This window comes from Paenibacillus sp. GXUN7292 (genome assembly GCF_050864975.1).
Classification (GTDB): domain Bacteria; phylum Bacillota; class Bacilli; order Paenibacillales; family Paenibacillaceae; genus Pristimantibacillus.
This window is the reverse complement of record NZ_JBOZWO010000033.1, coordinates 1-12,694: the sequence shown is the minus strand read 5'-3', so window position 1 is coordinate 12,694 and position 12,694 is coordinate 1. Positions and strand designations below refer to the sequence as shown.

Here is a 12,694-nt window from a genome sequence, read left to right as displayed (position 1 = left end):
ATCCACAATGAATCGACAGTCTCCCTGCGACCGTTAGGTTTTGAAAGGTGCTGATTTCCTCACAATAGCGCTTGCTACAACCGTTAGAGTTTGGCACAAGCTGATTAGCTATAACCATTAGATTCTGGGACAAGCTGATTAGCTAACAATAGTGATCGATCTGTGGAGGCTGTCGATTATGTACCGTTAGGTTTTGGAACGAGCCGGTTTTCGTACGATAGCGTATCAAGATCGAGTACCTTAAAGGCAAAACACTGGATTAAAAGGCAAAATACTGGAGTGTGAACACAAAATGAGTGAAGCCATAGAGTGGGGGCAAGGGGAAACTTTGTTTATAGCTGTTCAAACTGCTGCCAGGCTGCTGGAAGCGAGCGGCGTGGAGGAGGCTCGCAGCAATGCCGAGCTGCTGCTGCTGCATGTGCTGCAGCTCGATCGTTCGGCGCTGCTCTTTGCCTGGCATGATCCGTTTCCGCAGGATAAACGGGCGGAATGGGCCGAGCTGCTGCAGCGCAAGGCAGCTGGCGAGCCGATCCAATACATGATCGGCAGCCAGTGGTTTTTCGGACGGGAATTTCATGTTTCCCCGTCCGTACTTATCCCGCGGCCGGAAACGGAGCTGCTTGTAGAGGCGGTTTTGGCCGCCGCAGACGAGCTGTGGCCGCAGGCCGGCGCAGGTGTTGGAAGCGGCGCGGTAGCTGGCGGCACAGGTGCGAGCGTTGGAAGCGGCGCGGTAGCTGGCGGCACAGGTGCGAGCGTTGGAAGCGGCGAGAAGGCTGATGGCATAAGAGCGGGCAGCAATAACCGGGAGCGCGCTAATGAAGCAGCTGGAGCGGATGTGCCGGATGGAGCGAGTGTAGAGGATAAAGCTGCGGGGGAAGCGACAGTGTCGCATGGTGCGGAAGCAAGTGAAATAGGCGGAGCGGGCGTTGATGCGGCCTCCGAAGACAAGCCCGCTCATGCATTATCCGTGCCGATGATAGCCGACATCGGCACAGGCAGCGGCGCTATCGCCGTGACGCTCGCAGCTGAGCGGCACGGCTGGCAGGTATGCGCGTCCGACTTGTCAGAGGACGCGCTCGAGGTCGCCCGCGGCAATGCGGCCAGGCACGGAGCCGGCCGCATTGCCTTCCTGCAGGGCGACCTGCTTGCGCCGCTGCTGGGCGAGCCGGCGCAAAGGCTCGAGCACGCCGGCGTGCCGGTCGACGTGCTCGTATCCAATCCGCCGTATATACCGGCGGCGGATATGGAGGGCTTGCAGCGCGAGGTGCGCGACTTTGAGCCGCATCTCGCGCTGGTTGGCGGTACGGATGGATTGGACCCGTACCGCAGCATGCTGCAAACCTTGGCGCGGCTGGAGGAGCGGCCGCGAATCGTAGCCTTTGAGCTGGGCATTCACCAGCCCCGTGTCGTAGCGGATATGATGAAGCAGCTCGGCTGCTGGGATGATATCCGCATTATTACGGATTACGGCGGAATTGAACGCCATATTATAGCTGTAAGACGTTAAAGCTTGTTACATGAAGCAACCCTCTTATTCGGCAAATAAGAGGGTTGCTAGTGAAAATTAATTTGATAAAAAAGAGTTTGCTAGGTTTATAGATTAGATGATTGGGACATAATGACGGATAGAGACGTTCCGGAACGCAAGCGAATGCACTGACGGGTGCGCGAGAGGAGCTTGTGACAATGTCCCATTCATATACAACTGCATCATATTATCAAAATTATAAAAGAAACCGCCCTTATAGATTTGCTTACCGTTCTTCCTATGGTTTTATCGTTTTTGCTATTATCCTATTAATTATGAGCTGGGAATCCCAACAAATCGATGCTGCAATCGCTGGCGGCGCCATACCTGAGGAAGCCATTCGTCTTCGTATTTTGGCAAATTCGGATAAGCCTGAGGATCAGCTTGTGAAGCGGGTAGTCAGAGATGAAATTGTAAACGCGATGAATAGCTGGGCGAAAGGCCTGGATTCTATAGATCAAGCAAGAGAAACGATTGCGAAAAACATTGCTGAATTGGAGCAAATCGTTAAGCGGACGCTTGAAAGCAGAGGTTATGACTATGGCTTCAAGGTCGAGCTGGGACAAGTAGAGTTTCCTGCTAAAATGTATGGCAATGTGATCTATCCTGCAGGGCAGTACGAAGCCCTTCGCATTTCATTAGGCGAAGCTGAAGGACAAAACTGGTGGTGTGTATTGTTTCCGCCGCTATGCTTCGTGGATTCAGCATCAGGCGAAGCATCTGTAAAGACAGCCAGCGCAGAGGCAGACGGAAAGTTGCAGGCAGGAGCAGGTCAAGCAGTGGTCAAAACGGATAGTAACGCGGATAGCGCTGAACCGGAAGTGAAGTTTTTCTTATGGGAAATATTGCAATCATTCATTAATTGGATCAAATCATTGTTTTAGAACCTGAATCTGCATAACTCTCCCCCTTATTCGTTCAACCCCCTCGCCCTCCAAGGCTGAGGGGGTTGCTGTTCATTGAGCTGTACTAACTACGGATGAATGTTGGATATGATATAATTAAGGTATATATATTTATACTAATTTCAAGGATAGAAGGATAGAGATGACACGAACGAAGGTTTGGACTGCAGATCCCTCTAATTGCCAGGAGGATAATTTGGCAGAAGCCGCTTTGCTGCTGCAGCAGGGAGCAGTAGTAGCCTTTCCTACAGAAACGGTGTACGGACTTGGCGCGGATGCGCGCAACAGTGCTGCAGTAGCACGTATTTTTGAGGCGAAAGGAAGACCGTCAGATAATCCGCTGATCGTTCATATCGCCAGTCAGACACAGCTGGAGGAGCTGGTATTGCCATATTCACAGCTTGTTCAGAAGCTGATGGATGCGTTCTGGCCTGGTCCGCTTACTATTGTGCTGCCTGTAAGGTCAAATCGTCTATCGCCGCTAGTAACCGCACAGCTGCCTACCGTTGGAGTGCGTATTCCGGATCACCCGGTAGCGCTGTCGCTGCTGCGCAAGGCTGATTGTCCGGTTGCGGCTCCAAGCGCTAATCGCTCTGGAAAGCCGAGTCCTACAGCTGCCGAGCATGTCATTAGCGATTTGACTGGACGAATTGATGGTGTTGTGGATGGCGGAGTGACTGGCGTTGGGCTGGAATCAACTGTCATTGAGGTGGCAGAGGATGATACCGTAACGATTTTGCGGCCTGGCGGAGTGACGGAGGAGGAGCTGCGGGCAGCAGCAGGGGATGCCCGTATCAAAAGTGCATTAACGGTGATTGATGAAGCAGCTGCGCCGCGCTCTCCGGGCATGAAATATACGCATTATGCACCTGACGGCCAGCTTCAGCTGGTACAAGGAGAGCAGTCCAGTGTAATGGCTTATATGCAAAGTGAAGTTGACGCTGCAAGAAAGCGGGGAGAGAAAACTGCTTTACTAGTATTCGAAGAGAATACAGGTTTAGTCCACGCAGATTGTATAGCCAGCCTTGGCAGCCGTGAGCAGCTGCAGGAAGGTGCGCACCGGCTGTATGCAGCCCTGCGTTATTTCGATCAAGAGGGAATTGAACGGATCTGGTCAGAATGCTGTAGCAGGCAAGGCATCGGGGAGGCGCTTATGAATCGTTTGCTTAAGGCCGCCGGCAACAATGTTTTTCATGTTTAAAGGGCCTGTCTTTACACTGGAAAAGTGTTGTAATCTTCAAACTGCCTGTTGACGTAAAAAGCTGTTATCAAAATCATTAAGTATGTTTGTCCCATTGTCCGCATAAGTTGGAGTAAGTCTTGCGGATATGGGGGAGATTATTTTGATAGAAGCAATTGGCGCCGGGCAAGTGATTACGCTTATTATTATTGCGCTGGCTCTAGGATTTGATGCTTTCTCATTAGGTCTGGGCATCGGGATGAGAGGCATTCGGTTGTGGCATATCGCCAGGCTAGGCTTTTTAATCGGGCTTTTCCATTTTTTAATGCCGGTATTCGGCATGATGATGGGACGTTGGGTCAATCAATTGCTTGGTGATGTTGCAGTGACGCTGGCAGGCTGTTTATTTATTCTGCTAGGGGTGCATATGATTTACAGCTCCTTCAAAAGCGAGAGCAAATCAATATTTAATCATTACAGCTTCTGGGGTATGATTGTAATAGCCTTTAGCGTAAGTGTGGATGCATTTTCGGTTGGCGTCACATTAGGCATGTTTTCAGCTGATTTTTGGCTTACAATATTATTGATAGGCATGCTGGGAGGAGTTATGTCAGTGCTTGGATTGCTGCTTGGGCGCAAGGTAAGCGGGAAGCTCGGCGAGTATGGCGAAGCTTGCGGAGGAGCAATATTGCTAGGTTTTGGCATCCTGTTTATGCTATAGCTTATAGATAGGGAGGCAGCAAAATGATGAAAAGGATTTTATTAGTATGCACAGGCAATACATGCCGTTCGCCTATGGCTGAAGCTATGCTTAGACGAATGGCAGCATATAGAAGAATTACGCTGGCGGTTCGCTCTGCAGGTGTTTCTACAATGGATGGAATGCCGATTTCGGTTCCTGCTCTGGAATCGCTGCGCAAGCGCGAAATTGAACATACAGGCACATCAAGAGCATTAACGCTAGAGGTGGTCGATTGGGCAGATCTTATTCTGACGATGACCTCCAGTCATAAGAGGAGCCTGCTGCAATGGTTTCCGCAGGCGGTGGACAAGACCTATACGCTGAAGGAGTTTGCGTATCAGGATGAGCAGCTGCTGGAAGATATAGCAGAGCTGGAGAAATTATATGGCGAGATGCAAATTCAGCAGGCGCTCGGCGGACAATTGACTGACCAGGATCGCAAAAGGCTGCTGGAGCTGGAGAAGCGCATACCGAGCTTTGATATTGCCGATCCGTTTGGCGGCTCGCAGACTATTTATGATGAGTGCTCGTTTGAGATTGAGGAAGCACTGGAGAAACTGCTGGACAAGCTGAAGAAATAATCAGCTTTAATGCATGCAATAACAGTCTATGAATATACGGTTATTATTCAACTGTATTGAAAATATGCCTTGTTTTTTATTTGAAACAGATTTTATGTGAGAGAGACGACTGTTAAAATCCGATAAATGGATGGAGGGCATCTCTTTTTTTATATTATTTTTTTGTTAAAGATGAAGAATAAGAAGGAGTTTGCTTGCTTTTCTCGAACTACAAACAATGTCGATTAAATGGAACTTTTTATTCTTCAAATAATACATCAAATTGATTTATTATGTATGAAAAAGCAATCGCATTTAATCGATGTTTCCTATCCGAATAAGAAGGAAGGTGGATAACAGCGGCAGCTTGCAATTCATATTAATCACAATATGAAGGGAGTAATTATAATCTATGTTTATGACAAGTTGGAAACGTAAAATTTCAATGCTTCTTGCAACAAGCCTGCTAGCTGGTTCGATTGTTGTATCCGGCCAACCAGCGGCCGCCATCGGTACCGAGCCTCCCCATTTATTAATTACAGAGATAGTCCCGGATTCGGCGGATGTCGGCGTCGAAGACGGCTATGAGTTTGTTGAAATTTATAATAACTCAAACAAGCCGGTCAATATTAAAGACTATATGATTATTTATCGTTATCCCGATACAACAGCTAATGACCGCTATTGGAGGCCATTTTCATCTTCGACGGTAATACCGTCAAAAGGTGTGCTTGTGCTATGGACGATGACGGAAGCCAACCGCAATTTAACAGTTGCAAACTTCAATACTAATTATGGTACTTCACTGGTCGAAAATAGTACCCTTGTGCGTATGCCAGGCGGCATGCATGATGTGCGGGATCGTGTAATGGTGCTGGCCACCAATACCGGTTTGGAAATTGCGACTGCGCGCTATAACCAGGGAGCTATTGTAACAAGCCCGAATAAAGGTTTGCAGTATGGAACGCCAGATCCGGGAAGCAAAGCGATGAAGCTGCTTACTCCACAAGCTGTTACAGCAACTCCGGGAGTGGTGAGCGCCAATCAGGTGCCTGCCCAGCCTAATACGGTTGCCGCGGACAGTATAGCTCCAGTGGCGGTGGATTTAACTCCGGCCTCTGTTCCAGACCTAATGAAGCCGATAGAACTGACCTTGCAGGCTACCGATGACAAGATGGTGGCAACTGCAGCACTTAAATATAAGGCAGCTTCAGACACAGCATACAAAACCGCTTATATGATCAAAGGCAGCGATGATGTATATAAGCACGCGCTCAGCTATGAGGAGTGGTACGGCAGTCCGACGCTTACCTATTATTTCGAAGTGTCGGACGGCACGAATACGGTAACAACAAGCGTGAAAACGATCTCTTTAACAGGAAGCGCAGCGGCCTTGAATTTAAATGTTAAAAATTACGATACGCTGTCAGGAAGCAAGGTTATTTTTGCAGATGGCGGTTCGCCGGATAATTTAACGCTAACCATTGATGGCACAGGCGGCAACAAGGCACTGACGGGAAAAGCAACCTTGAAGTTTGATGTTCAAGGCGTCGATGCTGGTCAAAACGTTGTTACGATGGGAAGTAAGACGTTAGGCACCTTTAAGCATAAAACAAACTATGAGACGGTTTCCGTTGCGATGAATGCCGATGAGTTTGTTTTGGGAAGCGCAAATACGATAGCGATCCGGGCAGGCTCCGTGAATAGGCCTTATTTTGAAGATAATCCTGAAACCGGTCTGGATGATTTCAGCGTACGCAACATCCGCCTCGTTTTGGCAAATGGGCTGGAACTGCGAGCTGCTGGCTATACGAACACGACTACAGTTTGGAATATGGGTGATGATGGTGAGTTTCTTCCCGTTATTTACTTAAACTTTACGATTCCGAGCAATCAATGGGTACAGGATCTGCCAATTGAGAAAACGCTTACAGAAATGCCGAAGCTCGTTTTCGAGGCCAAAAGCATTGATGCCGGCCAAAATGTGATAGCAGTAGGCAATGAAGTCGTGCAGCTTATACCGAAAGGCACAACCTCGTATGCTACTGTAACCGTTCCGATGAGCCCAAGATTTTTTAAATACGGTCAAGCTAACCCTATCGCTTTCCGGGCTGGCTCTGTGAACCGTCCTTATTTTGAGAATACGCCAGAGGGCGGACTTGATGACTTCGATATTCGCAATGTACGTTTGGAATTTTCTGATGGCACGGTAGTCAGAGATCCGCAGTATGCGAATCCGACATTGAATTTTGATATGGGCGATGATGGGCGTTTCCTGCCTGTCGTTTATTTCAATTTCTCTATTCCAGAGAGCAAGTGGGAAAAGCGCCCTGTTAAAAAAGCGATTAGCAAGCCTGCTTATTTTGTATTTGAAGCAAATGGCATTGATAAAGGGCAGACCTTTGTAACGATTGGCGAGGAAAAAATAAAGATGATTCCGTGGAATACATCTGGATTTTCAACGATAGTAGTACCTATAAGCCCTGAGTATTTACAATATGGCGAAAAAATACCTATTGCTATTCGGGCAGGCTCGGGAACGAAAACCTATTTTGAGCATGATCCTGCCGAAGCAGTCGATGATTATGATATTCGTAATGTACGTCTTATTCTTTCTGACGGCACAGTAATTAGAGATCCGCTGTATGCTAGCCCGACTGTAGTTCTTGATATGGGTGACAACGGCCGTTTCTTGCCGATTGTATATTTTAACTTTCCAATACCTGAGGCAAAATGGAATGCGATTTCCTACCGGTGGAATACGGCCGGAGTGACTGACGGCCCTCATCAAGTCAAAGTAATGAAAGGAACGTCCCAGTTTACAGCTAATGTAACAACGGATAACAGCGGACCGGTTATTTCAACAAATATAGGAAATAACCAAAATTTCAAAGGTTTGTTTACGATTCAAGCCGAGGCCAGCGACGTTTCCCAGGTAGCGTCTATGGAGGTAACACTTGACGGGGCAGCAATTACAGTTCCATATACGACATCCTCAGGCCTATTAACCCCTGGAGCGCATGTGCTGAACATTGTTGCAAAGGACAAGCTGGGTCTTACGGCAACAAAAAACGTCTCATTCACAACCCCGGTTGAGAATCCGCATCAGCCGGAGCTTATAGCTCCACTGGATGGCTCGACCGATGTAAGCACGAACGCTAACTTGCAGGTGAAGGTAACGGATCCGTCGGGTGATGCGATGGAAGTGAAATTCTATCGCGGACAGCTCATTGATGCGAGCAGTGACGCTATGACGATTTACACAAATTCAGCAGATCGCGAGCCGCCGCTTACGATTGCAGCTCCAGGGGAAACCCAGCTTGGGACAGCAGATAAGTTCAAAATGTCAGCATCGGATAATACTTATATGACAACAGATTCAACGACAGCGTTCCCTTATCATCGCTTTGAGGTGGAAGTCGGCAGCCAGATTGGCACCGGTGATACCATTGAGCTGAATTGGGAAGGCCATTCGCTGGCTGGCCGCAAGGTAACGATGTATGCCTGGAGTAATACAGCTAATAAGTGGGAAGCATTAACTTCGCATATCGCTCAAAATACGAGTGATTTTGCGCTGGCTGCTTCGATAGATGCGGGCAACTATGTCAATAGCGGAAAAATTCAAGTCATGGTGCAGGATTTAATCCCTGCGCGCAGCCAGTATGATTATACTTTTGTCGTTATGCCGGACACGCAGCTTTATACAGAAATATATCCGTCTCATTTCCAGGACCAGGTCGAATGGATTCGTGATAATAAGACGGCCATGAACATTCAATATGTCGCGCATGTTGGGGACATCGTTAACACAACACCGAATTTGGATCAATGGAACAGAGCTGACCAATATATGCAGGTGCTGGAGGATGCGAATATTCCATACGGCGTTGCGGCGGGCAATCATGATGTTCATGATGGCGGCGTAACAGGCGAGCCGCCTGACTATACGCTGTTCAATCAGTTCTTTGGCGAAAATCGCTTTAAGGACAAGCCATATTACGGCGGATCTTATTTGGATAACCGGGGTCATTATGATCTGATTTCCGCAAGCGGCAACGATTATATTTTTGTTTATGTAGGCTGGGGACTTGATCAAGGCACAATCGACTGGACCAATGAGGTGCTTCAGCAATATCCTGAACGCAAAGGCGTCATCGTTACGCATGAATACTTGAATGCGCAAGCAGCGCGCTCAGCCACAGGAAACAAGCTGTATAATGAGGTAGTCGTGCCGAACTCCAATGTCGAGCTGGTTATTAGCGGACATTTTACTGGCAGTGCAGTCCGTAGCGATGCAATCGATGACAATAAGGATGGCATTGCAGATCGTACCGTGCATCAAATGCTTGCAGATTACCAAGGTGTCGGTGAAGGAGGCTCGGGTTATTTGAAGCTTCTCCATTTCGATACGCAAACGAATCGGGTATATGTGAACACCTATTCTCCCGTGCTTAATGATTATAACTACTACGAGCCTGCGAAGGATGAGTGGACGCTGACTATGAACTTGGCACCGCTTGTAAAGCGGGTAGCTACAGACAAATTCGAGGTGCGCGTATTGACCGATGAGCAAATTGGCAGCACTGTGCAAGCGGCAAGCGGCGCGACAGCTCAAGCAGCTTGGAATGGACTTGCGGCCAATGCGACCTATTATTGGTATGCAGTTGCAGAAGATTTATTTGGAGGCCGTACCGCATCCTCGCTTTGGAAATTCCAAACAGGAGCTGGGGCAGCGCTGTTAGGAGAACAAGAACAAACGATTGATGACAATGCAGAAGGGCAAGCGCCGGACGGTGAGGGCGACGATCAAGCGCCAGTGGAAGAGGAAGTACCTGATCAGGATGCCGGGAAGAACGGCGAAGATGCAGGGCAGATGGGAGAAGAGACTAGTCCGATTGCCTAATCTGCAGAATAGCCTTTTAAAGGATTGATTTTTGTCAAAATATCAGCTATGATGAAATCAAATTAAGACCTCGATGTAACTGGCGACGGAAGTGGGTAACCACGGTGGAGCATTGGGGTATACGGCCGGTCGCCTGGGCAAAGAGCAAGCATGCTTTAGCATGTTTTGCTCTTTTTTCGTTTTTCTGTCGAAAAAAAGGTATACTAGCATCATCAGGACAACCAAGTTTCATGCAACTATTACATCAAATGAATACAAGGAAGGTGCTTATGATGAAAATTATGATTGGAGCCGATCATGGCGGCTACCGTTTGAAAAATGAATTGATTTCTTTTATCGAATCGCTGGGTCACACTGTAGAGGATGTTGGCAGCAACTGCGATCAATCGGTTGACTATCCTGATTACGCACTTCCGGTATGCACAGCAGTTGCAGAAGGGAAAGCAGACCGCGGCATTCTAGTATGCGGCACTGGCATCGGCATGTCGATAGCTGCTAATAAGGTAAAAGGCATCCGCTGCGCGCTTGTGCATGATTTATTTTCAGCTAAAGCGACTCGAGATCATAATAATACGAATGTGCTTGCTATGGGCGAGCGTGTTATCGGGCCTGGACTCGCACAGGAAATTGTTCGGGTATGGCTGGAAACACCATTCTCCGAAGGCGAACGCCACGTAGGACGAATCAATAAAGTAATGAGCATCGAGCAATAGAAGCTCATTAGGAATAAGCAACTTTTCTATCTTTGATTAGCAAAGGAGCTGACAGGATGAGCAGGAATCAGGTTTTTGAACATAGCGAGATGGCTAAGCAGGTTGAAAGCATTATATTGGAGCTGGCCGCAGCTGGCAGTTTGTCCGCAGATCAATTGCTTGTCATAGGAGTAAGTACCAGTGAAGTAATAGGCAAGCATATCGGAACTAGCGGGACTCTGGAAGCAGCAGAGCAAATATATGCTGGTGTGGAAGCGGCGCGTTCGGCAATTGGCTTTTACCCTGTATTTCAATGCTGCGAGCATTTGAACCGCGCGCTGGTGCTGAATAAAGCAGCGGCCATACGATATGGTCTCGAGCAGGTACATGCAGTTCCAATACCAACAGCAGGCGGCTCGATGGCATCATATGCTTACCGTCAGCTGGACGATGCGTGTTTGGTGGAGGAAGTGCGGGCACAGGCGGCAATCGATATTGGCGACACTCTTATTGGTATGCACGTGAAACGGGTAGCTGTTCCTTTCCGTCCATCGATCAAATATATAGGGGAAGCAAGAGTAACTGCTGCTTACGCGAGACCTAAGCTAATCGGCGGTGCTAGGGCAGTATATGCATTGCCAAGCGAATGCTAGGAGAAGTGTAATAGCAAAAAAATATAAGCGATTTTAAAAAGCTGCAATTATGAGGAGGATATTCAAATGGAAAATTTGCGTAAACAGGATCCAGAGGTTTTAAAAGCAATGGGACTTGAGCTTAAGCGTCAACGTGATAACATCGAGTTGATTGCTTCGGAGAACATTGTAAGTGAAGCGGTAGTAGAAGCGTTAGGTTCAGTGCTTACAAATAAATATGCGGAAGGCTATCCGGGCAAGCGTTTCTACGGCGGTTGTGAGCATGTAGACATCGTTGAGGATTTGGCTAGAGATCGTGCTAAAGAACTATTTGGCGCTGAGCATGCTAACGTTCAGCCTCACTCTGGAGCTCAAGCTAATATGGCTGTGTATTTGGCAGCATTGCAGCCTGGCGACACGGTTCTAGGCATGAACCTGGCACATGGTGGTCACTTGACTCACGGCAGTCCGGTTAATGCTTCCGGCCTGCTTTACAACTTCGTTGCTTACGGCGTGCAAGAGGATACTTCTACTATTGATTACGAAGAAGTCCGCAAATTGGCATTCAAGCATCGCCCGCGTTTGATCGTGGCTGGCGCAAGTGCTTACCCGCGCACAATTGATTTTGAGAAATTGGGACAAATCGCTAACGAAGTTGGCGCATTGTTTATGGTAGATATGGCTCATATTGCTGGTTTGGTAGCAGCTGGTCTGCACCCGAACCCAGTACCGCATGCTCATTTTGTTACAACAACGACTCACAAAACGCTTCGCGGTCCTCGCGGCGGTATGATTCTGTGCCGTAAAGCATGGGCAGCGGCAATTGACAAAGCCGTATTCCCAGGCTCACAAGGCGGTCCTTTGATGCATGTTATTGCTGCAAAAGCAGTTGCACTAGGTGAAGCGCTGCAGCCATCCTTCAAGGAGTATGCACAGCAAGTCGTTACAAATGCTAAGGTTTTATCTGAAGAGCTGATTAAACAAGGCATTAATATCGTTTCCGGCGGAACAGATAACCATCTTATGCTAATCGATACTAGAAGCTTGAACATTACTGGTAGAGAAGCGGAGCATATTCTTGACGAGGTTGGTATTACTGTCAACAAAAATGCAATTCCTTTTGACCCGACTAGCCCGTTTGTAACTAGCGGTATCCGTCTAGGTACTCCTGCTGCTACTGCGCGCGGCATGAAGGAAGATGCAATGAAGGTTATCGCAGAAATTGTCGTTCTAGTGCTGAACAATCCTAAGGATGAGGCTGTGCTTGAAAAAGCTCGCGGCATGGTGCGCGGCTTGACAGAGCAATATCCGATCTATCCAGAATTGACATACTAATCCTATTTATTAAAGCCTTCGAGACTTATCGCCGCAGCAGTCGCTGTGGCAGTAAGACTCGAAGGCTTTTTTGCTGTTTAGGAAATTATGCATCAGTTAAAATTGTGAATAAGTATGCCGAGCTCGAATTGATCCTAATGATGCGGACACTGATGGCCGTTAGCGCTCATTTTTCGCCAACTTCCACTTTCTAGCGGACAGAAATGTCCGTTAGCGG

9 protein-coding genes and 1 riboswitch are annotated in these 12,694 nt (G+C 48.0%); all 9 genes read left to right on the top strand.

Annotated features, from left to right (window positions below):
- Positions 1 to 292 precede the first annotated feature (292 nt).
- The 9 genes from ACRRU2_RS21625 to glyA all read left to right on the top strand — a co-directional run bounded on the left by ACRRU2_RS21625 (position 293) and on the right by glyA (position 12,477).
- Positions 293 to 1,507 carry a N5-glutamine methyltransferase family protein gene (locus ACRRU2_RS21625; RefSeq protein ID WP_432504921.1) on the top strand — a complete coding sequence of 405 codons (1,215 nt, stop codon included), beginning with the start codon at positions 293 to 295 and terminating at the stop codon, positions 1,505 to 1,507.
- Positions 1,508 to 1,686: 179 nt separating this feature from the next.
- Positions 1,687 to 2,412 (top strand): stage II sporulation protein R, encoded by a 726-nt coding sequence (gene spoIIR, locus ACRRU2_RS21620; protein ID WP_432504919.1) that lies wholly within the window; start codon positions 1,687 to 1,689, stop codon positions 2,410 to 2,412.
- 163 nt (positions 2,413 to 2,575) lie between these two features.
- A complete protein-coding gene (locus ACRRU2_RS21615; RefSeq protein ID WP_432504917.1) occupies positions 2,576 to 3,634 on the top strand; it encodes an L-threonylcarbamoyladenylate synthase in 1,059 nt (352 codons plus the stop codon).
- Positions 3,635 to 3,773: 139 nt separating this feature from the next.
- On the top strand, positions 3,774 to 4,334 hold the full coding sequence (locus tag ACRRU2_RS21610) for a manganese efflux pump MntP (RefSeq protein WP_432504988.1): 561 nt from the start codon (positions 3,774 to 3,776) through the stop codon (positions 4,332 to 4,334).
- Between the two features lie 23 nt (positions 4,335 to 4,357).
- A complete protein-coding gene (locus ACRRU2_RS21605) occupies positions 4,358 to 4,936 on the top strand; it encodes a low molecular weight protein arginine phosphatase (protein WP_331697801.1) in 579 nt (192 codons plus the stop codon).
- Positions 4,937 to 5,327: 391 nt separating this feature from the next.
- Positions 5,328 to 9,818 carry a lamin tail domain-containing protein gene (locus ACRRU2_RS21600; protein WP_432504915.1) on the top strand — a complete coding sequence of 1,497 codons (4,491 nt, stop codon included), beginning with the start codon at positions 5,328 to 5,330 and terminating at the stop codon, positions 9,816 to 9,818.
- A 65-nt stretch (positions 9,819 to 9,883) separates the two neighbouring features.
- Positions 9,884 to 9,964, top strand: a riboswitch (ZMP/ZTP riboswitch).
- 126 nt (positions 9,965 to 10,090) lie between these two features.
- Complete coding sequence (gene rpiB / locus ACRRU2_RS21595; RefSeq protein WP_331697858.1) at positions 10,091 to 10,531, top strand: ribose 5-phosphate isomerase B; 441 nt, start codon at positions 10,091 to 10,093, stop codon at positions 10,529 to 10,531.
- Between the two features lie 56 nt (positions 10,532 to 10,587).
- Positions 10,588 to 11,163, top strand: coding sequence for a TIGR01440 family protein (locus ACRRU2_RS21590; RefSeq protein ID WP_331697799.1), 576 nt, complete (start codon positions 10,588 to 10,590; stop codon positions 11,161 to 11,163).
- A gap of 66 nt (positions 11,164 to 11,229) precedes the next feature.
- Positions 11,230 to 12,477 carry a serine hydroxymethyltransferase gene (gene glyA, locus ACRRU2_RS21585; RefSeq protein ID WP_331697798.1) on the top strand — a complete coding sequence of 416 codons (1,248 nt, stop codon included), beginning with the start codon at positions 11,230 to 11,232 and terminating at the stop codon, positions 12,475 to 12,477.
- Positions 12,478 to 12,694 lie beyond the last annotated feature (217 nt).

Coding starts and splice junctions, on each gene's coding strand:
- ACRRU2_RS21590 (WP_331697799.1), top strand. CDS start 10,588: ATGAGCAGGAATCAGGTTTTTGAACATAGCGAGATGGCTAAGCAGGTT.
- glyA (WP_331697798.1), top strand. CDS start 11,230: ATGGAAAATTTGCGTAAACAGGATCCAGAGGTTTTAAAAGCAATGGGA.
- ACRRU2_RS21605 (WP_331697801.1), top strand. CDS start 4,358: ATGATGAAAAGGATTTTATTAGTATGCACAGGCAATACATGCCGTTCG.
- spoIIR (WP_432504919.1), top strand. CDS start 1,687: ATGTCCCATTCATATACAACTGCATCATATTATCAAAATTATAAAAGA.
- ACRRU2_RS21625 (WP_432504921.1), top strand. CDS start 293: ATGAGTGAAGCCATAGAGTGGGGGCAAGGGGAAACTTTGTTTATAGCT.
- rpiB (WP_331697858.1), top strand. CDS start 10,091: ATGAAAATTATGATTGGAGCCGATCATGGCGGCTACCGTTTGAAAAAT.
- ACRRU2_RS21615 (WP_432504917.1), top strand. CDS start 2,576: ATGACACGAACGAAGGTTTGGACTGCAGATCCCTCTAATTGCCAGGAG.
- ACRRU2_RS21600 (WP_432504915.1), top strand. CDS start 5,328: ATGTTTATGACAAGTTGGAAACGTAAAATTTCAATGCTTCTTGCAACA.